At 70.4% G+C, this 20959-nt stretch carries 17 protein-coding genes and 1 pseudogene; 10 read left to right on the forward strand and 8 right to left on the reverse strand.

The genetic code is table 11. From position 1 onward, the window contains the following. Window positions 1–240: 240 nt before the first annotated feature. Entirely contained in the window at window positions 241–885 is a 645-nt protein-coding gene (locus tag ACFVKT_RS25080; RefSeq protein ID WP_385735117.1) for a LysE family translocator, read from the forward strand. Window positions 886–940: 55 nt separating this feature from the next. Here ACFVKT_RS25080 and ACFVKT_RS25085 read toward each other — a convergent pair whose 3' ends face one another. Further along, complete coding sequence (locus ACFVKT_RS25085) at window positions 941–2047, reverse strand: winged helix DNA-binding domain-containing protein (protein WP_385735118.1); 1107 nt, start codon at window positions 2045–2047, stop codon at window positions 941–943. 202 nt (window positions 2048–2249) lie between these two features. On the opposite strand from ACFVKT_RS25085, the gene ACFVKT_RS25090 reads away from it, so the two are divergent. After that, the gene (locus ACFVKT_RS25090) at window positions 2250–3410 is read left to right on the forward strand and encodes a magnesium and cobalt transport protein CorA (RefSeq protein ID WP_385735120.1); all 1161 of its coding nucleotides are present in this window, start codon (window positions 2250–2252) and stop codon (window positions 3408–3410) included. 83 nt (window positions 3411–3493) lie between these two features. On the opposite strand, the gene ACFVKT_RS25095 is transcribed toward ACFVKT_RS25090, so the two are convergent. After that, on the reverse strand, window positions 3494–5026 hold the full coding sequence (locus tag ACFVKT_RS25095; RefSeq protein ID WP_385735122.1) for an MFS transporter: 1533 nt from the start codon (window positions 5024–5026) through the stop codon (window positions 3494–3496). A gap of 104 nt (window positions 5027–5130) precedes the next feature. Here ACFVKT_RS25095 and ACFVKT_RS25100 point away from each other — a divergent pair, with 104 nt between their 5' ends. Further along, entirely contained in the window at window positions 5131–5472 is a 342-nt protein-coding gene (locus ACFVKT_RS25100) for a winged helix-turn-helix transcriptional regulator (protein ID WP_385735124.1), read from the forward strand. On the opposite strand, the gene ACFVKT_RS25105 is transcribed toward ACFVKT_RS25100, so the two are convergent. Continuing rightward, a complete protein-coding gene (locus tag ACFVKT_RS25105) occupies window positions 5411–5878 on the reverse strand; it encodes a hypothetical protein (RefSeq protein ID WP_385735721.1) in 468 nt (155 codons plus the stop codon). The genes ACFVKT_RS25100 and ACFVKT_RS25105 overlap by 62 nt on opposite strands. On the opposite strand from ACFVKT_RS25105, the pseudogene ACFVKT_RS25110 reads away from it, so the two are divergent. The 3 genes and pseudogenes from ACFVKT_RS25110 to ACFVKT_RS25120 form a co-directional block, all read left to right on the forward strand. Next, a pseudogene (locus tag ACFVKT_RS25110) lies at window positions 5814–6914 on the forward strand (CTP synthase); the annotation flags it as partial. The gene ACFVKT_RS25105 and the pseudogene ACFVKT_RS25110 sit on opposite strands and share 65 nt — an antisense overlap. A 207-nt stretch (window positions 6915–7121) precedes the next feature. Next, the gene (locus ACFVKT_RS25115) at window positions 7122–9110 is read left to right on the forward strand and encodes a hypothetical protein (RefSeq protein ID WP_385735126.1); all 1989 of its coding nucleotides are present in this window, start codon (window positions 7122–7124) and stop codon (window positions 9108–9110) included. Between the two features lie 193 nt (window positions 9111–9303). After that, window positions 9304–9792: a flavin reductase family protein gene (locus tag ACFVKT_RS25120; protein ID WP_385735128.1), complete on the forward strand. Its 489-nt coding sequence runs from the start codon at window positions 9304–9306 to the stop codon at window positions 9790–9792. 110 nt (window positions 9793–9902) lie between these two features. Here ACFVKT_RS25120 and ACFVKT_RS25125 read toward each other — a convergent pair whose 3' ends face one another. Then, window positions 9903–11690 carry an FAD-binding dehydrogenase gene (locus tag ACFVKT_RS25125; RefSeq protein ID WP_385735130.1) on the reverse strand — a complete coding sequence of 596 codons (1788 nt, stop codon included), beginning with the start codon at window positions 11688–11690 and terminating at the stop codon, window positions 9903–9905. Between the two features lie 184 nt (window positions 11691–11874). Between ACFVKT_RS25125 and ACFVKT_RS25130 the strand changes: the two genes are divergently transcribed. Next, window positions 11875–13050, forward strand: coding sequence for a PucR family transcriptional regulator (locus ACFVKT_RS25130; RefSeq protein ID WP_385735132.1), 1176 nt, complete (start codon window positions 11875–11877; stop codon window positions 13048–13050). Window positions 13051–13060: 10 nt separating this feature from the next. Here ACFVKT_RS25130 and ACFVKT_RS25135 read toward each other — a convergent pair whose 3' ends face one another. The 3 genes from ACFVKT_RS25135 to ACFVKT_RS25145 form a co-directional block, all read right to left on the reverse strand. Continuing rightward, window positions 13061–14671, reverse strand: a complete 1611-nt coding sequence (locus ACFVKT_RS25135; protein ID WP_385735134.1) for a purple acid phosphatase family protein — start codon at window positions 14669–14671, stop codon at window positions 13061–13063. Between the two features lie 245 nt (window positions 14672–14916). Then, window positions 14917–16308, reverse strand: a complete 1392-nt coding sequence (locus tag ACFVKT_RS25140) for an ATP-binding protein (RefSeq protein ID WP_385735136.1) — start codon at window positions 16306–16308, stop codon at window positions 14917–14919. A 29-nt stretch (window positions 16309–16337) separates the two neighbouring features. Then, window positions 16338–17036: a response regulator transcription factor gene (locus ACFVKT_RS25145; protein ID WP_385735137.1), complete on the reverse strand. Its 699-nt coding sequence runs from the start codon at window positions 17034–17036 to the stop codon at window positions 16338–16340. A 151-nt stretch (window positions 17037–17187) separates the two neighbouring features. Here ACFVKT_RS25145 and ACFVKT_RS25150 point away from each other — a divergent pair, with 151 nt between their 5' ends. From ACFVKT_RS25150 to ACFVKT_RS25160, 3 genes are read left to right on the forward strand one after another with little or no spacing between them, the layout of a single operon-like run. Next, entirely contained in the window at window positions 17188–18525 is a 1338-nt protein-coding gene (locus ACFVKT_RS25150; RefSeq protein ID WP_385735139.1) for a ferric reductase-like transmembrane domain-containing protein, read from the forward strand. An 11-nt stretch (window positions 18526–18536) separates the two neighbouring features. After that, window positions 18537–18992 (forward strand): FMN-binding protein, encoded by a 456-nt coding sequence (locus ACFVKT_RS25155; protein WP_385735693.1) that lies wholly within the window; start codon window positions 18537–18539, stop codon window positions 18990–18992. A 22-nt stretch (window positions 18993–19014) separates the two neighbouring features. Further along, window positions 19015–19716, forward strand: coding sequence for an FAD:protein FMN transferase (locus tag ACFVKT_RS25160; protein ID WP_385735141.1), 702 nt, complete (start codon window positions 19015–19017; stop codon window positions 19714–19716). A gap of 438 nt (window positions 19717–20154) precedes the next feature. Here the strand turns inward: ACFVKT_RS25160 and ACFVKT_RS25165 are convergent, their stop codons facing one another. Further along, window positions 20155–20916, reverse strand: coding sequence for a DeoR/GlpR family DNA-binding transcription regulator (locus ACFVKT_RS25165; RefSeq protein WP_385735143.1), 762 nt, complete (start codon window positions 20914–20916; stop codon window positions 20155–20157). Window positions 20917–20959 lie beyond the last annotated feature (43 nt).

Genomic DNA, 20959 nt, shown 5'->3' on the forward strand with positions numbered 1-20959 from the left:
AACTCCTCGCTCGCATGTACTAAATTTCGCCGTCCCAAACGCCCGCCTCACCCCCCCTCTGGTAAACGCGGGGGGGGGTGGCGGGCCTCCACGAGCGGCCCGCAACGCCCCCCATCCACTACCTGCCCGTCGGCGGCCGGCCTCCCCCACAGCCGGAACCGCCGACGGGCATACGCCTGTCGGGAACCGCGGCGGGATTCGGCTGACCCTCGCCGGAGGCGGCCTGCTTGAATGGCCTCCATGGTGTCCACGGACCGTTTCCTCGCCTTCGCCGCGATGTCGCTCCTGGTGATCGTGATCCCGGGACCGAGCGTGCTGTTCGTCATCGGGCGAGCGCTCGCGCACGGCCGGCGCACCGCGGTGGCGACGGCCCTCGGCAATGTCGTCGGCTCGTACCTGCTGGTCGTCGCGGTGGCCTTCGGTATCGGATCGCTGGTCGAACGCTCGATGACGGTCTATCTGGCGGTCAAGCTGTCCGGCGCCGCGTACCTCGTGTTCCTCGGCGTGCAGGCCTTCCGGCACCGCAAGGAGCTGAACGCCTCGGCGATCACGACGCGGGACACCACCCCGGCCCGCGGCGATCTGCGCACGGTCGTGGACGGTGCCCTGGTCGGCGTCACCAACCCCAAGGGCATCGTCTTCTTCGCCGCGGTGCTCCCCCAGTTCGTGGACCCCTCGGCGGGCGAACTACCCCTGCAGATGCTCCTGTTGGGTCTGATCCCGATCTCCATCGGCCTCGTCACGGACACCTTGTGGGGCCTGACCGCGTCGGCCGCGCGTACCTGGTTCGCCCGCTCGGACCGGCGTCTGTCGCTGATCAGCGGGGCGGGCGGCTGCACGATGATCGGCCTGGGAGTGACGGTCGCGGTGACGGGGCGGGACTGAGCCTCGTCGGCGACGGGCTGGGACTGGCTCGTCGGTGACCGGTCGTCACCGGGCCTCACCTGACGACCGTCCCGAAGCGGATGTCCGAGGTGGACGACGAGCCGCCCATCACCTCCATCAGCCGCTCGGCCTCCTCCAGGACCTCCTTCCGCTGCGACTTCGTGAGCGTGCCGAAGAGTTCGATCGTGAGGACCTCCGCCTCCTGCCGCCATACGCCCGCCAGGAAACCGTCGACGAGCAGCACGCAGTACGCCTGGTTGCCCTTCCACGTCCGGCCCTTGAGTGCGGCGGATGTCAGCCGGGAGCGGTCGGCATGCGAGAGGAACAGGTTGTCGAACTCGGGGAGGAATCGCGGCGGGGCCGGGGTGTCGGCGTCCGGGCGGGGCGCGTCGGGGAGGTCGAAGAGCTCGACGCCGTATCCGTCGCGGAAGGTGACCAGCTCGGGGCGGAGCCGTTCGAAGGCCTCGCGCAGCCGGGTCAGGCCGGCCCAGGTCTGCATGTCCTTGACGGAGGCGGGCCCGAAGGCGGCGAGGTAGCGCAGGACGGTCGCGTCGGGGGCGGGCGCCGGCTCGGACGGGCGGTCGAGCCAGTGATCGACGGTGGTGAGCGTGACCTGGCCGCTGCGGCCCCACAGGCCGCGCGGGGTGACCTGGACGAGTGGCAGCCGGCAGCGGGCGGCGACCGAGAGCGCGAACGGGTCGGCGTCCGGCCACTCTGCGAGCAGTGCCTCACGGAGCTGCTTCATGGTGCGCGGCTCGGCCTCCACCAGCTCCCGGCTGATGGAGGCGAGCCGGTCGAGGTCGACGCCTTCGAGCCCCTTGCGGAACTGGTGGAGTTCCCGGTCGCGGGCGGCCTGCACGAGCGGGCGCAGCGTGAGGGCGTCGTCGGCGCTGTGGGTGTGGATGGTGGAGCGCATGGTGACGAGGCGGACGACCTCGCGGTCGGCCATGAGCTGCGACAACGCCTCCGGGGCGAAGCCCTCCAGCCGGGCGGCCAGCGCGTAGTAAGGCGGCTTGACGTTCTGCGCCTGGAGGCCGAGGAGGTGCTCGACGGCGTCCTTGGCACCGAGGGAGGACCGGTGCAGGAGAAGCTGCCGGGCGAGGGTCGCGCGGTTGAGGGCGCGGGGGCCGAGCACGGGGGCCGCGGAGGTCTTCTTCGTCATGCTCCGCACGTTAGCGGGACTTGCGGACAGGTTCTGTCCTCATTTCTTGGGTAATCCGCACCTCGGGGGTGACCCGCCCCCAAGCCACGGACATTTGACCCGTATATCCTGCTCCGTGATCACAGGGACGCACGTTCGACGACAAAGACGCTCCACTCTTTGACGCTTCACTCGACGACAGACGACAGGGGAGGCAGCCGCGATGTCCGAGCGACGCGCACGCCCGGCCTCGAAGGGCGCCAGGAAATCCGTGTGGCGACGCGCCCTCACCCCACCGGCCGCGCCGCCCGCCCAGCCGCCGGCGCCTCGCCCCGACCCGGCGGCGCCGGAACCCGCCGACGCCGACAGCGTCGTACAGGCGGCGCTCTACCGTGACGGTGTGCGCGTCGCGACCCCGGAGACCCTGGCCGACACCTTCCGCGAGCTGCGCGAGCAGCCGGACGGCATGGCGTGGATCGGCCTTGCGCGCCCGACGGAGTCCGAACTCCACTCCCTGGCAGCCGAGTTCGACCTGCACCCGCTTGCCGTCGAGGACGCGATGGAGGCGCACCAGCGTCCGAAGCTGGAGCGGTACGGCGAGACGCTGTTCGTCGTCCTGAGTGCAGCGCGCTATGTGGACGCGCTGGAGGAGGTCGACTTCGGCGAACTGCACGTGTTCGTGGGCCCCGACTTCGTGATCACGGTCCGGCACGGCGCGGCACCGGACCTCTCGGCGGTGCGCCGCCGTATGGAGGACACCCCGGAGCTGCTGAAGCTCGGCCCGGAGGCGGTCCTCTACGCGATCCTCGACTCGGTGGTCGACGGCTACGTCCCGGTCGTCTTCGGCGTCCAGAACGACATCGACGAGATCGAGACCGAGGTCTTCCGCGGCGACCCGAAGGTGTCCCGCCGTATCTACGAACTCTCCCGGGAAATGGTCGAGTTCCAGCGCGCCACCCGCCCCCTGGTCGGCATGCTGCACGCCCTGATGGCCGGCTTCTCCAAGTACCGCACGGACGAGGAACTCCAGCGCTACCTCCGCGACGTCGCCGACCACGTCACCCACACCAGCGAACAGGTCGACGGCTTCCGCCAGGCCCTCACCGACATCCTCACCGTCAACGCAACCCTCGTCACCCAGCAACAGAACGCCGAAATGCGCGCGTTGGCGGAGGCGGGCTTCGAACAGAACGAGGAGATCAAGAAGATCTCTTCGTGGGCCGCCATTCTCTTCGCTCCGACCCTGGTCGGGACGATCTACGGCATGAACTTCACGCACATCCCCGAGTTGCACTGGGTGCTCGGATATCCCTTCGCCATCGTCCTGATGGCGGTCGTCTGTACCAGTCTGTACGTGATCTTCAAGCGGCGGGACTGGCTCTGAGCAACCGCCTTGTGGAGGCGGTCGGGAAGGGGGCTACGGGCCTGCTGTCGACGGCCGGGCGAGGCGGATAAGTCGACTTGTGGTCAGGTGCCCTGCGACTCCCTGGGCCGCAGCATCACGGCCGCCATCACCGCCGTACCGACCAGCACCACCGTCGCGATCACCGCGACGACGGTGAAGCCGTGGTCGTACGCCTGCCGGGCCGCGTCGAGGACGGCGTCGGCGGTGGACGACGGCAGGCGCTCGACGACGTCCTCGGCGGCGGAGAACGACTCCTCGGCGTGGGCCCGGTCCCCGGCGCTCACGCCCGCCAGCTCGGGCCAGCCAGTGCGGTAGACGACGGTCAGCGCGGTACCGAGGACGGCGACGCCGAGGCCCGCGCCGAGTTCGAAGGACGTCTCCTGGATGGCGGCGGCCTCCCCGGACCGCTCGGGCTGCGCGGCGCTCATGATCGAGTCGGCGCCCAGGGTCATCACGATCCCCGCGCCGTACCCGGCGCACAGCAGCGGCAGCAGGAGCATCCCGTAGTGCGCGGTGTCCCCCACGACCGCGATCGCGGCGTAGGCGGCGGCGAAGAGGACCAGCGCCCCCGTGAGCGACCAGCGGTTGCCCCAACGGGCCGACGCCCAGGGCGCCGTGACCGCACCGACCGCGTTGGCGGCGGCCAGCGGCATCAGGGCGAGCCCGGCGCGCAACGGCGAGTAGCCGCCGACCTGCTGGAGCCACTGGGTGAGGAAGAAGAGGAGGGCGACATAGCTGCCGAAGCAGCCGATGACGCACAGGGTGGCGGTGGTGAAGCGGCGCTCGCCGAAGAGGGAGAAGTCCAACAGGGGCTCCGCGAGCCGTCGTTGGCGGCGCACGAAGACGTAGAGCAGGGCGGCCCCGCCGAGTGCGGTGACGGCGATCACGGGGTCCACCCCGGCGTGCTCGCCGGCCTGCTTCAGCGCGTACACCACGCCCGCCAAGCCGGTGACGGACAGCACCACGCTGGCCACGTCCCAGCGGCGTGGCACGGGGTTCTTCGACTCGGGGATGACACGGGCTCCGACGGCCAGGATGACGACGATGACGGGGACGTTGACGAGGAACACCGCACCCCAGCCCCATCGTTCGGCGACGATCCCGCCGACCAGCGGTCCGATGGTGGCCCCGACGCTGTGCGCGGAGGTCCACACGCCGATCGCGAGGGCCCGCTCCCGGTCGTCGGTGAAGACGACGCGGATGATCGCCACCGTCGAGGCCATGATCATCGCGGCGGCCACACCGAGCGCGGCGCGGGCGGCGATGAGCTGCCCGGTCGACGTCGCGAAGGCGCAGGCGGTCGAGGCGAGACCGAAGGCGAGGAAGCCGCTCAGCACCATCTTGCGCCGCCCGACGCGGTCCCCGAGCGTCCCGCACGTCACGAGGAGGGCGGCGAGTGCCAGGGAGTACACGTCGACGATCCACAGCAACTGCGCGGCACTGGGGTGCAGATCGCGGCTCATGCTCGGCACGGCGACATGCAGCACGGTCAGGTCGATCCCGCACAGCAGCAGGCTGCCCGAGACCACGGCCAGCACCAGCCAGCGCCTGTTCGGTGCGGCGGTCTCCCTGGGTGTCCGCACCGGTGCGGACACGTCCCTTTTCAACATATCCTCAGTTTCCGTATGCATCAACGCGGGGCGCAAGTACGGTCATTAATGTCCCCTAGTGCCACTCGGTATACCAATGGAGGTCAGCGGTGCGTTCTGATATCGAGGAATCGCCGGATCACTGCTCGGTCGAGTTCGCCATGGAGATTCTCGGGGGCCGGTGGAAACTGGCCATCCTGAAACAGCTGGTTCCGGGCACTCTCCGTTTCGGGGAACTCCGGCGGGCGCTGGTGCCGATCACCCAGCGCATGCTGACCAGGCAGCTGAGGGAGCTGGAGACGGACGGTCTGGTGACCCGGACCGTCCACCGGGAGGTACCGCCACGTGTCGAGTACACGCTGACGGATGTCGGCCACAGCCTGGACTCCATCACCGAGGACCTGGACAAGTGGGGCCGCTGGTACCGGGAGACGGTCCGGCGCCCGTCATAGCGTCGTTCGCCCATAGCGTCGTACGGATCTCGTCGTACGCCAGTCGTGGACCGCGGGTGCGGGGACCCGGCTCGGGTCGGCCGAGGTTCACGACGAACAGTGCGGAAAGCCGGCCGTCGGGGAAGAATTCGCGGTTGACGCCGTCCTCGTCGAATCCGCTCATCGGTCCGGCGGCGAGGCCCGCCGCTCTGGCGCCGATGAGGAAATAGGCGGCTTGCAGGGCGCCGTTCAGCAGTGCCGAGCGTTCCCTCAGGGCGGGGTCGCGCGTGAACAGTTCCATCGCTCCGGGGAATTGCGGAAACTGCTCCGGAAGTCTGCGGTGGAATTCGTCGTCGACGGCCATCGGCCCCTCGGGCGAGCTGAAGACGAAACCCACCCAGCACTCGGTGGCCGCCCTGCGGAACATCGGCATCCAGCCGGACGCGATCGTGCTGCGCTGCGACCGTGAGGTGCCGGTGGCGATCAAACGGAAGATCTCGCTGATGTGCGACGTGGAGGAGGCGGCCGTGGTCGCCTGCCCCGACGCCCGCTCGATCTACGACATCCCGAAGACGGTCCACGGCGAGGGCCTGGACGCGTATGTGGTCCGCAAGCTGGACCTGCCGTTCCGTGACGTGGACTGGACGACCTGGGACGACCTCCTGGACCGCGTCCACCGCCCCGACCACGAGGTCACGGTCGCGCTGGTCGGCAAGTACATCGACCTCCCGGACGCCTATCTGTCGGTGACGGAGGCGCTGCGGGCGGGCGGCTTCGCCCATCGGGCGCGCGTGCGGATCAAGTGGGTGACCTCGGACGACTGCACCACCCCGGATGGGGCGAAGGAACAGCTGGCGGACGTGGACGGCGTCTGTGTCCCCGGCGGGTTCGGCGACCGGGGCGTGCCGGGGAAGGTGGAGGCGATCCGGTCCGCCCGCGAGAACAAGGTCCCGCTGCTGGGTCTGTGCCTGGGCCTGCAGTGCGTGGTGATCGAGGTGGCCCGCAACCTCCTCGGCATCCCCGACGCGAACTCCACCGAGTTCGCCCCGGCGACCCCGTACCCGGTGGTCTCGACCCTGGCCGAGCAGCTCCGTGTCGTCGCGGGCGACGGCGACCTGGGTGGCACGATGCGGCTCGGCCTGTACCCGGCCGTCCTGACGGACGGTTCGCTCGTGCGTGAGGTGTACGACGGCAGGCAGCACGTCGAGGAGCGGCACCGGCACCGCTACGAGGTCAACAACGCCTACCGTGCCGAGCTGGAGAAGAAGGCGGGCCTGCTGTTCTCGGGGACCTCCCCGGACGGCAAGCTCGTCGAGTACGTCGAGTACCCGCGCGACATCCACCCCTACCTGGTCGCGACCCAGGCCCACCCCGAACTGCGCTCCCGCCCGACCCGCCCGCACCCGCTGTTCGCGGGGCTGGTGAGGGCGATGGTGGAGCGGGTGACGGCCGGCGGCATGTGACGTGGGGTCAGGTGCAGCCGGACCGCGCTCACGCGATACCGCCGGAGTTCCTGCCGAGCGAAGCCAAGCCACGCGTTCCTGATGAAACCTTGATCGTTTCTAGACCGCCCCAACAACCAGGCGTTACACCAGGCCAAGTACTGTCACCCCGGACTTCCCCCCACGTCGAGTTCCGCCGTCAACACCCCACCTCACACAGGAGCCGTCGTGGCACCGAGCACATCTCGAATACGCCGACCGAGAGCCGCCACCGTGGCGCTCGCCGCCGCGGTGACCGCCGTCACCGCTCTGGTCCCCGCGATCCCCGCGGCCGCCGCCGGATACACGACGGCGGCCGGTCCCTGGAGCGCCGCCACCGCGCTGACCGGCGCCGACGGGCAGCAGACCCTGATCGACGTCGAGACCGCCGGCAGCGGCACCACGTTCGCACTGTGGCGCGATCGGGCGGCCGACGGCGTCAACTGGAACTTCGACGTCGCCGTCAAGGCCGCCGGAAGCAGCACGTGGGGCGCCTCCCACACCCTGGCCACCGGCCGCGAGAGCACCTCCCCGGCGGTCCTGACCGTGACGCCCACCGGGCAGGCCGTCGTGACCTGGGTGGACGGCAGGGGCGTGGACGGCGACCTGGCCGCCGTCGCCGCCACCTGGACCCCGGCGGAGGGCGGTTGGTCGGATCCGGTACCGATCGCCTCGTACTCGGGCCGCACCTTGCTCGGCCTGCCCCGGCTCGCCTCGGCGGCCGACGGCACCCTCACCGCCCTATGGCAGCAGGGCGAGTTCAACGACTACCAGGTCATGACGGCCACCCGCGCCCCGGGCGCCACCACCTGGTCCGCGGCCCAGCCGCTCGCCTCGGTCACCACCGGTTCCGTCTACGACCTCGCGCTCGCCGTCGCTCCCGACGGCTCGGCCACGGCGGTGTGGGACGTCTACGACCAGACCGCCGACGGCAACCAGCACACCGTCCTCACCGCCACCCGTACTACGGCGGGCGGGAGTTGGAGCGAGGCGGACGTGCTGCCCGGTGTGGGCTACACGGACGGTGTCGTCCAGGTGGCGTCGGACGCCAAGGGCGCCACCACGGTCCTGTGGCACGGCGCGAACGCCGCCGGGAACGGCTTCGACCTGAGCTCGGTCACCCGGACCTCCCCCTCCGCGAGCTGGGGCGAGGTACAGACCGTGGTCGCGTCAACCTTCAACTACAGCGACGGCAGCGACCCGCTCACCGGCCCCAACGGCGACCTCACCTATGTGTGGGTGGGCTGGAGCAGCGCCGACGGCGAGACGGTCGTACGTGCGGTCACCCGCTCCGCGAGCACCGGCACCTGGTCCGCGCCGAAGACGCTGTCCACCGGTTACGTCACCTGGGACGTGGACGCCTCCATCGGCGCCGACGGCACCGTCCAGGTCGTCTGGCCGCAGGTGCCGAGCATCGACAACGGCAACGACCACTACCTCCAGTGGGCGGTCCGCGCCGACGGCATCTGGAGCAAGGCGACCGCCCTCAACAGCACGCCCGTCCCGGACGTCTCCAGCACGGAGGCGCTGTACGGCGAGGTCGCCGCAGGCCCCGACGGCCGGGCCACCGTCCTGTCGCGCAAAGCCGTGGGCAGCGGCGACTACACGAGCCAGGTCTCGGCCCAGTGGCAGACCCTGCTGACCAAGCCGGCGATCACCTCGAGGGCCGCGCTGAGCGGGACCGTCCGTACGGGTTCCAAGGTGACCTGCAACGCCGCCTGGACCGGCACCGGCGCCACGGTCGCCTGGTCCTGGCTGCGCGACGGCTCGGTCATCTCGGGTGCCACCGGCAAGACCCGCACCCTGACCGCCTCCGACTACAAGCACAAACTGTCCTGCCGGGCCACGGTCGCCAACGGCGCGGGGTCGACGGTCTCCACCTCGGCCACCGTCACGGTCGCGGCCGGCTCCGCCCTGAAAGCCACCAAGGCGCCCGCGATCACCGGCACCGCCGAGGTCGGCCACAGGCTCACCGCCGCCCACGGCACCTGGTCGCCGACGGCCGCCTCGTACACGTACGTCTGGATGCGCGACGGCAAGACCATAAGCGGAGCCACCAAGTCCACGTACCTGCTGGTGAAGGCCGACAAGGGGCACAGGATCACCGCGAAGGTCACGGCCAGGCAGTACGGCTGGACGGACGGTGCGGCGAGGACCGCCGCGGTCATCGTGCGCTGAGGGCCGTAGGACGGGGGGCATCCGGTCAGTGCACCGGGTGCCTTCCCGTTCACCCTTCCGTGGTCCCCCCTGCAAAGTCCGTCCCGGGCGACTCGTGGTCGAGGTTGATCGAGGAGTCCGTCGCAGCACTCGGTGCAGCAAACTGTTGACTGCCTGCTCGGCATCCGATCTCTCGAGGCGGGAGCGCAGTTCCGTGATCGATCTCGATCCCTTCACCGATTTGCTCGACTATCCGATGTACGTCGTGACCGCGGAGGCCGACGGGGAAAGAGCCGGCTGCCTGGTGGGATTCGCCTCGCAGTGCTCGATTCGGCCCGCACGGTTCATGGTCTGGCTGTCCAAAGAGAACCGGACGTACCGGGTCGCCGAGCACGCCGAACGGCTCGCGGTCCATCTTCTCCGCCGTGACCAGGACCGGTTGGCCCGCCTTTTCGGCGGCGAGACCGGCGACCGCACCGACAAGTTCGCCAACGCCTCGTGGCATCCGGGACCGGGCGGATCACTGATTCTCGACGAGGCCCCCGCCTGGTTCGTCGGCCGCGTGGAGAACCGGATCGACGGCGGCGACCACGTCGGTTTCCTTCTCGCTCCGGAGGCGGCGGAAAACCTCGCGGGCAACCACACCTCCCTGCTGACGCTCAAGGACGCCCTCGACATCACCGCGGGCCACCCGGCGAACTGAGCACGTCAGCGCCATCGCGGACTGACCGTCAGACAGCCTCAATCACGCCGGAAGGCGTCGCCGCCGTTGAGCCCGCAAGGCTTCTGGAAGCCTCGCGGGCTCAAGGTGCCTCAGGAGGCGGTGGCGGCCGCCGCCGCTCGGCCCGCCTGGCGGCCGGAGAAGAGGCAGCCGCCCAGGAAGGTGCCCTCCAGGGAGCGGTATCCGTGGACTCCGCCGCCGCCGAATCCGGCGACCTCACCGGCCGCGTACAGACCGGGAACGGGGGCGCCGCCCGCGTCCAGGACCCGGCCGGAGAGGTCGGTCTGCAGGCCGCCCAGGGTCTTGCGGGTGAGGATGTTGAGGCGTACGGCGATCAGCGGGCCCGCGCTGGGGTCCAGGATCTTGTGGGCCGCCGCGGTGCGGCTGAGTGAGTCCCCGGGGTAGGAGAGGGCGTTGCGGATGCCCATGACCTGGACGTCCTTGGTGTACGGGTTGTCGATCTCCCGGTCCCGCGCCTCGATCTGCCGTTGGAGATCGGCCAGGTCGACGAGGCCGTCGCCGGTCAGTTTGTTCATCCCGCGGACGAGTTCGGAGAGTGTCGTGGCGACGACGAAGTCGACGCCGTTCTTCTTGAACCTCTCGATCGGCTCCGGGGTCTGCCAGATGCGCGAGAGCAGCATCAGGATGTCCTTGTTCGTGAGGTCCGGGTTCTGCTCGGAACCGGACAGCGCGAACTCCTTCGCGATGATCTTCTGGGTGGTGACGAACCACGAGTAGTCGTAGCCGGTGGCGGTGATCGACTTGAGGGTGTGGAGGGTGTCGTAGCCGGGGAGGTCGGGCGCCGAGAAGCGTTTGCCGGTGGCGTCGAACCACATCGACGACGGTCCCGGCAGGATGCGGATGCCGTGGTTGGCCCAGATCGGGTCGTAGTTCCGCAGGCCCTCGGTGTAGTGCCACATCCGGTCGGGGTTCACGATCCGCCCGCCCGCCTTCTCGGTGATCGCGAGCATCCGGCCGTCCACGTATGCGGGCACACCGGTGATCATGGACTTGGGCGGGGTGCCGAGCCGGGCCGGCCAGTTCTGCCGTACGAGATCGTGGTTGGCGCCGATGCCTCCGGAGGTGACGATCACGACCGGGGCGCTGAGCTCGAAGTCCCCGACGACCGTGCGGGAACTGGCCTTGCCGCGCGCGGCGGAACTCGGCTCAAGTACCGCCCCGCGTACGCCGGTCACGACGCCGCCTGTCGTGACTACCTCGTCGACGCGGTGCCGGAACTTGAACGTCACCTTCCCGGCCGCGACCGCCGCCCGTACCTTCTTCTCGAACGGCTCGACCACGGCCGGACCGGTCCCCCAGGTGACATGGAAGCGGGGCACCGAGTTGCCGTGGCCGTCCGCGAGGCCGCCGCCCCGCTCGGCCCAGCCGACGATCGGGAACCAGCGCACGCCCAGCTCGTACAGCCAGGACCGCTTCTCCCCCGCGGCGAAGTCCACATACGCCTCGGCCCACTTGTGCGCCCAGTAGTCCTGACCGCCGGGATCGGTGACGCCGCGGTCGAAGCCGGCCGTGCCGAGCCAGTCCTGCCAGGCCAGTTCGCGGGAGTCCTTGACGCCCATCAGCCGCTGCTCGTCGGAGTCGATCAGGAAGAGACCGCCGAAGGACCAGAACGCCTGTCCGCCCAGGTTGCTTTCGGGCTCCTGGTCGAGGAGCAGTACCCTGCGCCCCGCTGCGGCCAGTTCCGCCGTCGCGACGAGACCGGCGAGGCCGCCGCCGACGACGATCGCGTCCGCGTCCGAGGACCCGGCCGCGAAGGCCGACGACGCGTTCGCCGTGAGGGCGGCACCGGCGAGTACGCCTCCCGCCACGGTCAGGGCGTGCCGACGGCTGACGCCCGACGGCGTCGCTGAGTTCTCCATGGGCTGCCTTCCAGAAGAGATGCGCGGGGCATGGCGACGCGGAGGGTGTTACTGCGACAGCTGTCCTGTTACCTTCGGTAGCCCTCAGGAAATCAGTCGATGACAGCGGTGTGGTAGGAGCCCGGCTCCAACGCTCCACCGCTTTGTTGTGGTCCGGTGACAGTCCTGGACGGAGAGGGGGATCGTGAACGTCGCCGACGAGCACGACTCGGTGGCCGGGATCCTGCGGAGCATGGTCGTGGATGTGGACGTGTGCGGTGCGCTCGTCGACGCGGCGAGAGACCGGTCCCCCGAGCTCGCCAGGCTCGCCGAGGCGGAGACCCGCTCGCACGTCAGCGCCATGATCCGCGCGGCCGATGCCTGGTTCGACACCTTCGAGCGGGTCGAGGAGCAGGACTTCACCGCCGCCCTGCTGCTCGGCGCCGACCGCGCGGGCCAGGGCATCCCGATGACCGCCGTACTGCAGGGCCTCCAGGCGGCGTTCACCCGCACCACAGAGATCATGGTCGACCGCTGCCGGTCCGACGGGGTGTCCGACGGCGCGCTGCTCACGATGGTCATGCGCCTGAAGGAGTACGGGGACGCGGTCGAGCGTCATGTGATCAACGGATACCGTGCCGCGGAGCGGGGCACGCCGCACGAGCCGCTCGGTGCCGTCACCCGGATTCTGCGGCAGTTACTGGTCGGCGGAGTCACCCCGTCCGCCGAGGAACTGGTGCGGGCCGGCATCCGCCCCGACGGTCAACACCACTGCCTGGTCCGGGACATGGGTGATCCCGCGCGGACGCGTCCGCCGATGAGCCGGCACGCCGCGCCGCGCGGGACCTTCGGGCTGGTCGAAGGGAGGCTTGTCGGCCTGTGTCCCCGCACGCCCGCACGCGAGGAGATCGAGGCGACCGCCCTTGTCGTCGTCTCTCCGGCCGCTCCCCTGAACGAGCTCCGCCCGCTCTACCGGCTGTGCGTACGCGCGGTGGACATCGGCCGCCGGCAGGGCCGGCACGGACTGTACGACCTCACCGACTTCGCCGCCGAGATCGCCCTGGCGGACCAGCCGCTACTGGGCTCCGTACTGAGCGCGCGATTCCTGAACGGGCTCGATCAGTCGGACGCCTTCCACCGCCAACTCGCCCTCACCGCACTGACTTTCCTCGACAACGGCCGCCGTCTCGACCAGACCGCGACCGCCCTGTTCACCCACCCCAACACCGTCCGCTACCGGCTCGGCCGACTCCAGCAGATCACCGGCGAATCACTGACCGACGCCCCGGCGGAGAGTCGCTCCGGGCCGCTGAGCACGCTGCACTGGTGGTGGGCCCTGACCACCTGGCTGCGGCCCGGCGGGGATTCCCCGGATCGGTGAGCAGCCGAACTCACCTGGTGGGACCGTCGGATCGCCGGCGGTGGAGTGTGAAGTTCTCGAACACCGACAGTTCGCCGTTCGGCTTGTTCACGTTGTAGTAGGTCACGTGCATACGGGTGGTGTCACCGGCATGCCGGCCGGGGTCGACCGTGAACGCGGCGAAGCCGTAGGGGTTTTCGGTGTCCCGGACGCCGATCCAGAGCGCTTCCTCCTTGGTGTAGATGGAGGTGCGCTTGCCGTTGGAGCCGGCGGTCGCCGACACGGAGGTGATCACCTTGCCTGTGCCGTCCTTGAAGAAGCTCTGGTTCGTGGTCCCCGAGACGCCTCCGCCGCCGAGGATCATGTGTACGGTGCCGAGCCCGGTGTCGATGGAGTCGGTGGCCGTGGAGACCGGGTTGGGGGTCAGCGTCTCGGTGCCGCTGACGACTCCACGGACGGCCAGCGAGCGCTCGTAGTTGTGCTCGTGTCCACACAGCACCAGGTCCACGCCGTAGCGGTCGAACAGGGGGCCGTACTTCTGCCGCAGGCCGAGGTCGGCGCCGTTCGCGTCCGTCGAGCTGACCATGACCTGGTGCATGGCGACGACGATCCAGTCGGTGTCGCGCGAGGCCCGGGCCGCCTTCAGCTCGTTCTCCAGGAACGCGAGTTGGCGTCCGCCGGAGTAGCCGCTGATGTAGACATCACCGCCGTCCTGGAGACAGTTGTCGTCGTTCTGCAGCACGATCACCCGGACGGAACCGGCCGTGAACGCGTAGTACAGGCCCGCGAGTTCGGCGTCGGTCTCGGTGGAGGGGAGGTCGAAGTAGGTCTGGTAGGCGCCGAGTCCGATCGGGCCGTTGGCCTTCTCGATCTCGTGATTGCCTGCCGCCGGCATCCAGGGGCGGAAGCGGGCGGAACGGGTGTTGTTGGTGAAGAAGTTGTTCCAGGTCCGCACCCGGTCGACGTCCAGGTTGGCATAGCAGAGGTCGCCGTTGAGCAGATGGAAGAGCGGGGCGACCTGCTCGATACCGGTGACGATGTCCTTCGTCGCGGGGGTGGAGTTCGCGTCCAGCGCCACCGTGCCGTTGGCCGCCCAGGTCACCTGCGGGGCGGACTGGTCGCCGAAGCTGGTGAAGGTGATCGGCTTCCGGCCGCGCGGAGCGGTGCGGAACGTACCGCTGTCGGGCGTCGCCCCCTCGTGCGTGGCGAGGTAGAGGTAGTCGGTGTCCGGGGTGAGCCGGTCCAGCGCCGCGTGGTGGACGTAGACGGTACGGCTGGAGGTGCCGTCCACGTAGGTGACGGTCCGGGCCTTGGCGCTCGAGCCGAAGCCGTGCTCCAGCGTGCCGTAGCGCACCACGGGCTTGGTCACCGGTCTGTCGGTGATCCACGACACCGTCATCTGGGTGCGCGGATCCGCCCCGAAGGTCAGGTGCAGGCCTTGCACCGGGGGCGCGCCGGACGAGTCCGCGGTGAGCTGGAAGGCCGGGGCGGCGAGCGGAGCGGCCTGCGCCGTACCGGCTACCAGCAACGGGGTGACGGCCGCGCCGGCCCCCGCCGTACCGAGGAGGCCCAGCGCGTGCCGACGGCTGACCCCCTCGAAAGGCTGCGTCGCCCCGTCCGTTTTCTCTGCCTGTGTGGTCATGGCGCCCTCTCTGAGGAGTTGGCTGATAACGACCGCACCCTGGCGAGCCCCGGCGGCATCCGAGTGAACGCCGCGTTGCCAGAGGGTCGTTGCGCCGCGCGTGGCGGGCCCCGGAGGCGATTCTTGTCCCCGCCTTTGCCAGTGCCGTCCCTGCCTTTACCAGCGGCCGCCCCGCCGTTGACCCGGCCGCGCTGCCTCCATGCCTGCCCCGCCCAGCCGTTGAGCCGACCACCCCGCGCACAACGTCAGACAGGAAGCCTGATGGTGAACGCCGTCGCGCCCGGGCGGCTGGTCAGCTCCACCGTGCCGCCGTGTGCCCGCACCAGGGACAGTGCGACCGCCAGGCCGAGGCCGCTGCCGCCCCGGTCGCGGGTGCGGGCCTTGTCGACGCGGTAGAAGCGGTCGAAGACGCGCTCCTGGTCGTCGGCGGGGATGCCGGGGCCCGCGTCGGCGACCCGCACCACCGCCGCGCTCGAGGTGACGGAGACGTCCAGGGACACCTTCGTGCCGACCGGGGTGTGTACGGCGGCGTTGGTGAGGAGGTTGTCGAGTACCTGGCGGATGCGCAGGGGGTCGAGGCGCAGCAGGACCGGGTCGGGGCCGGTTGTCAGGGTCAGCTCGTGGTCGGGGTGGCCGGCGCGGAAGGCGTCGGCCGCCTCGCGGGCCAGTTCCGCCAGGTCCGCGTCCACCAGGCGGAGCGGGGCCTCGACCTCGCCTGCGTCCAGGCGGGCGAGCAGCAGCAGGTCGTCGAGGAGCAGGCCCATCCTGGCGGCCTCGGCGCGCAGGCGGGCCAGGTGTCTGTCGCGTTCCGCGGGCTCGTTGGCGGCGGCGTACTGGAAGAGGTCCGCGTAGCCGCGTACCGACATCAGAGGGGTGCGCAGCTCGTGCGAGGCGTCGGCGACGAAGCGGCGCAGGCGCTGTTCGGCCTCGGTGCGGACGGCGAGGGAGTCGTCGATGTGTTCCAGCATGGTGTTGAACGCGGTGCGCAGTTCCTCGACCTCGGGGCCGCCGTTGCCGCGGTCGGCGCGGACCGGCAGCCGGGCCGACTCGGTGAAGTCGTGCGAGGTGATGCCGCGTGCTGTGTGTGCCATGTCGCTGAGCGGTTTGAGGCCGCGGCGCAGCGCCGCCCGGCCGATCACGACGAGGGCGAGCAGCGCGAGCACGAACGCGACGACCTGGACCGTCACGAGCCGTTGCATGGTGTTGTCGATGTCCTTCATGGGCGCCGCGGTGACCAGGACCACCCCGGGTTCGACGGCGCAGGCGCGCAGCTGGTACTTGCCCTCGCCCTTGATGTCGGCGGTACGGACGAGGTCCTCGGAACCCGAGTCGGCAAGCGCCTGGGCGGTGGCGGCGAGTGCGGCATCGTCGGCCGGCGCGTCGGCGGGCCGGCGGATCTCGACCGTACCGCCCGAGACCTGGTACGAGGCCGTGTACCAGCCCCAGTACGGCTCCCCGTGCATGTGGTCGTTCGCCTTGACCTCCTCGGTCTGGGTGAGCTGGACGAGCTTCATCTGGTCGGTCAGCTGGCGTTCCAGGTAGTTCCGCATGGACATGGACAGCGCCGTGCCGACGACGGCGAACGCCACCAGCGACAGCACGCCCAGGCCCAGGGCCAGCCGGGTGCCCAGGCGCATCCCGCGGTAGGCCCCCCGGAACCGGCGGATCACTCGGCGACCTGCCGCACCACGTATCCGACGCCCCGCACGGTGTGGAGCAGCGGTTCGCCCGCCTCGTCGACGCCGTCGAGCTTGCGGCGCAGGCGGCTGACGACCAGCTCGACGACGTTGGAGCGGCCGCCGAAGCCGTACTCCCAGACGTGGTCGAGGATCTGGGCCTTGGTGAGCACGGTGGGTGACTTGCGCATCAGGTAGCGGAGCACCTCGTACTCGGTGGGGGTGAGCGTGAGGAGCTTCTCGTCGCGCCGTACCTCGCGGGTGTCCTCGTCCATCGTCAGGTCGGCCACCCTGAGCACGGACCGCTGGAACCCGGGCCCGGCGGCGCGGCGCAGCACGGTCCGCAGCCGGGCCATGAGCTCCTCCACGGCGAAGGGCTTCACGAGGTAGTCGTCGCCGCCCCGGGTGAGGCCCGCGACCCGGTCGGCGACGCCGTCCCGCGCGGTCAGGAACACCACGGGCACCATCGTGCCGGTCCTGCGCAGCCGGTCCAGGACGCCGAAGCCGTCGAGGCCGGGCAGCATCAGGTCGAGCACCACGATGTCCGGATGGAACTCGGCGGCGCGGCTCAGCGCCTCTTCGCCCGTGTTGGCGGTGACGGCCTCCCACCCCTCGTAACGGGCGACCGTCGCGACCAGGTCGGCGATGGGAGGATCGTCGTCCACAACGAGAAGTCGTACTTTTTCCACGTGCCCATAGTGCTTCACCTGCCTGCGGACGCCATACCCGCGGGCTCGCCGGACGCGTATCGGTAAGAACTTGAAAGTCACCCGACAGGTAAACGACAGCTCCCACCCGGCAGGCTCGGTGTCCCCGGACCCGAACGAGGAGCTCCCGTCCGTGACGACTGTCGAACGTCTCCAGCCGCCCCCCACGGCGGTACGCCCGAAGGTGGTGGCCCGCGCGGGCCTGTACGCCCTGCTGGCGGTGAACGTGGGCGTGGTCGCCTTCTTCTTCCTCCAGTCCCCGCTCGACACGAACGCCCTGATCCTGGTGGGGCGGCTGTGCGGGCTGTACGGCGCTCTTCTGATGGGCTTCCAGCTGCTGCTGGTCGCCCGGCTGCCGTGGCTGGACCGGCGGATCGGCATGGACCGGCTGACGTCCTGGCACCGCTGGGTCGGCTTCGGCCTGCTGTGGACGCTGCTCGGGCACGCCGTCTTCATCACCTTCGGCTACGCCGAGTCCTCGTCGATGGGCCCGGTGGACCAGCTGGTGAACCTGGCCGAGACCGTCGAGGGCGTGCTGCGGGCGATCGTGGCGCTGGTGCTGATCATGGTGATAGGCGCGGTGTCGGCGCAGTACGCCCGGCGCAGACTGGCGTACGAGACCTGGCACTTCATCCACCTCTACACCTACGTGGCCGTGGTGCTGGCGTTCACGCACCAGGTCGGGGTCGGTACGACGTTCACCACCTCGTCGGCGGCCACGGCGTACTGGTGGGGCATGTGGGGCACAGCGCTCGGTGCGGTGTTCCTGGGCCGGGTGGTGCTCCCGCTCTGGCGGAACCTGCGCCACCAGTTGCGGGTCTCCGCGGTCGTCCCCGAGTCCGACAACGTCGTGTCGATCTACATGACGGGGCGTGACCTGGACCAACTGCCCGCGCAGGCAGGCCAGTTCTTCCTGTGGCGGTTCCTGACCAGGGACCGCTGGTGGCAGGCCAACCCGTTCTCGTTGTCGGCCGCCCCTGACGGCCGGACACTGCGCCTGACCGCGAAGACGGCCGGCGCCGGCACCGCCGCCCTGCGTCACGTGAAGGTAGGCACCCGCGTCTTCGCCGAGGGCCCGTACGGCGCCTTCACCACGATGCACCGCACGCGGCCGGACGCCCTGCTGATCGCCGGCGGCGTGGGCATCACCCCGATGCGGGCGCTCCTGGAGGAACTGGAAGGCCATGTGGTGCTCATCTACCGGGTCGCCAGGGACCAGGACGCCGTCCTCTACGAGGAGCTGCGCGACCTCGCCCACGCGAAGGGCGCGGTGCTGCACCTGATCACCGGACCGCCCGTGCCTGACCGGCTGGCGCCGCCGGAGCTGGTCAAGCTCGTGCCCGACATCGCCGACCGGGACGTCTATGTGTGCGGCCCGCCCGGCATGACCGGCGCCGTCCTGCGCACCCTGCGTGAGCTGGGCGTGCCCAAACCGCAGATCCATTCCGAGCGCTTCAGCCTGGCTGGATGAGGGGGAACACAGTGAAGCGAGTACTGCCTGTCGTCGCCCTGTCCGCCCTGGGCCTGATCACGGTGTGGCGTTACCAGCCGGGCGCTGATATGACGTCCAGCACCACGGTCGCCGAGCCGGCCGCCCCCGCGCCCTCGTCGTCGACCCCTTCGTCCTCGTCATCCTCGTCGTCCTCCGGCTCCTCGCCGTCCGCGTCGGCCGCCGCAACTCAGGTCGTCCAGGGCAGCACCGTCGCCACCGAGAAGGGCGACGTGCAGGTCGAGGTGACCTTCGAGGGCGACACGATCACCTCCGTACGGATGCTGGTGCAGCCGAACCACCCGCAGACCACAGCCGCCGTGCCGGTGCTGATCCAGGAGACCCTTCAGGCGCAGAGCGCGGACATCGACACCGTCTCCGGCGCCACGATCACCAGCGACGGCTACAAGGAGTCCCTCCAGGCCGCCATCGACGCGAAGGGCGCCTGAAGTGCGGCGAGTTGAGCACGTGATGGGGTTCCCGGTGTCGCTGCGGATCGACGACGGGGACGCCTCCGACGAGACCGCGGACGCGGTGTTCGCGTGGCTGCGCGAGGTCGACGCGCGGTTCAGCCCGTTCAAGCCCGACAGCGAGGTGTCCCGGCTGGACCGGGGCGAGCTGGAGCCCCATGAGCTCAGCCCCCATCTGGCCGAGGTCCTCGACCTGTGCGAGGACTACCGGGTCGCGACCCTCGGTGCCTTCCAGGTGCGGCTGCCGGGCCGCGGTCTCGATCCCTGCGCGATGGTGAAGGGCTGGTCGGTGCAGCGGGCCGCGGAGCTGCTGGCGGCACGCGGGGCGACGAGGTTCTGCCTGAACGCCGGTGGCGACGTGGCCTCGATGGGCGGCCCGTGGCGGGTGGGCGTACGGCACCCCGAGCAGGCCGACCGGCTGTGCACGGTGCTGGAGATCGCCGGCGGCGCGGTGGCGACCTCCGCGCGGTACGAACGCGGCGACCACATCGTCGACGGGCGCACCGGCCGTCCGGCGACCGGACTGCTCAGCATGACCGTCGTGGCCGCGTCGCTGACCGAGGCGGACGCCACGGCAACCGCCGCGTTCGCTATGGGCGCGGAGGGTATCGAGTGGGCCGCCGCACGGGAGGGCTGCGAGGTGTTCGCGGTCGATGCCGAGCACCGGGTCTTCCGCACGCCGGGACTGCCTGTCGCCGCCTGACCTTCGGTACAACGCCGCCTGACCTTCGGTACGACAACGAGGGCTCCCCCGGTGTGCGGGGAGCCCTCGTTGACGTACGGCTACCGCTTCACCTGTGCGCGGGGAGCCCTCGTTGACGTGCGGCTACCGCTTCACCTGGGCGCGGGGAGCCCTCATTGTCGTACGGCTACCGCTTCACCTGTGCGCGGCGGCGGACGAACCAGCCGCCCACCGTGAGGAGCACAGCCAGTGCCGCCGCGCCCAGGACGGTGCGCCGGTGGCGGCGAGCCTGCCGCCGGGCGTGCTCGTGCCGGAGGTTCCGCCGGTGACGCTGCCCGTGGTACCGCCACCGCCCGTGGTGCTGCCGCCGTCCGTGCCGCCGTCAGGCGAACACCCGAAGACACCGCGTGTCGAACCGGGGTCGAAGCAAGTCGGAAGCACCGATGACCGACGGTCTCGTCAGACGGCCTTGACGACGGTTCCCGTACCTTCGAGCGCGGCGACCTCGTCGGCCGGTGCCGTGGTGTCGGTGACGAGGGTGTGCAGGAGGGCGGCTGGGCCGACGTGGGCGTAGGCGGTGTGGCCGAGCTTGCTGCCGTCGGCGGCGACGATGATGCGGCGCGCGGAGGCGATGGCCGCCTTCTTCACGGCCGCGTCGTCGAGGTCGTACGCGGTGAGGCCCTGGGCCGCACTGAGACCGCAGCAGCCCATGACGGCCGTGTCGAATCGCAGTGCCGCCAGGGACGCGAGGGTGAGGGGGCCGGCGAGGGCTCCCTCTGCGGCGCGGGGCTGCCCGCCGGGCACCATCAGCGTGACCGGGCCCGGGCCCTCGCCGAGTACATGGATGGCCTGCAATGACAGGGGCATCACGGTGACCGGCCGTCGGCGCAGCAGGTGGGCGATCTCCAGGCAGGTGGTGCCGCTGTCGAGGAGGACGGTCTCGCCGTCGGCGATGAGCGAGGAGACCTCGGCCGCGATGCGGCGCTTGGCATCGACGGCCTCGTGGGCACGCAGCGCGAAAGGCGGCTCCTCGCCCCTGAGCAGCAGGGTGCGCGCCCCACCACGGACGCGCTCAAGGACGCCTTGCGCGGCCAGCGCGTCGAGGTCGCGCCGGATGGTCATCTCGGAGGCGCCGGTCAGTCCGGTGAGTTCCTGGACCGTGATCCTTCCCGACTCCCTGACGGCCTGCGCGATCATCCCGTGCCGGTCTGCGGTGCTCATACCGCGATTGAACACCACCCGAAACGAACATTCAATGTGTGCG

The organism is Streptomyces sp. NPDC127595 (genome assembly GCF_042671685.1).
Taxonomy (GTDB): domain Bacteria; phylum Actinomycetota; class Actinomycetes; order Streptomycetales; family Streptomycetaceae; genus Streptomyces.

Bases quoted from the DNA above. Each gene is read 5' to 3' on its own strand.
- ACFVKT_RS25090 (WP_385735120.1), top strand. From the start codon at position 2,250: ATGTCCGAGCGACGCGCACGCCCGGCCTCGAAGGGCGCCAGGAAATCC.
- ACFVKT_RS25140 (WP_385735136.1), bottom strand. From the start codon at position 16,308: ATGCGCCTGGGCACCCGGCTGGCCCTGGGCCTGGGCGTGCTGTCGCTG.
- ACFVKT_RS25125 (WP_385735130.1), bottom strand. From the start codon at position 11,690: ATGGAGAACTCAGCGACGCCGTCGGGCGTCAGCCGTCGGCACGCCCTG.
- ACFVKT_RS25105 (WP_385735721.1), bottom strand. From the start codon at position 5,878: ATGTTCCGCAGGGCGGCCACCGAGTGCTGGGTGGGTTTCGTCTTCAGC.
- ACFVKT_RS25160 (WP_385735141.1), top strand. From the start codon at position 19,015: ATGGGGTTCCCGGTGTCGCTGCGGATCGACGACGGGGACGCCTCCGAC.
- ACFVKT_RS25135 (WP_385735134.1), bottom strand. From the start codon at position 14,671: ATGACCACACAGGCAGAGAAAACGGACGGGGCGACGCAGCCTTTCGAG.
- ACFVKT_RS25085 (WP_385735118.1), bottom strand. From the start codon at position 2,047: ATGACGAAGAAGACCTCCGCGGCCCCCGTGCTCGGCCCCCGCGCCCTC.
- ACFVKT_RS25165 (WP_385735143.1), bottom strand. From the start codon at position 20,916: ATGAGCACCGCAGACCGGCACGGGATGATCGCGCAGGCCGTCAGGGAG.
- ACFVKT_RS25080 (WP_385735117.1), top strand. From the start codon at position 241: ATGGTGTCCACGGACCGTTTCCTCGCCTTCGCCGCGATGTCGCTCCTG.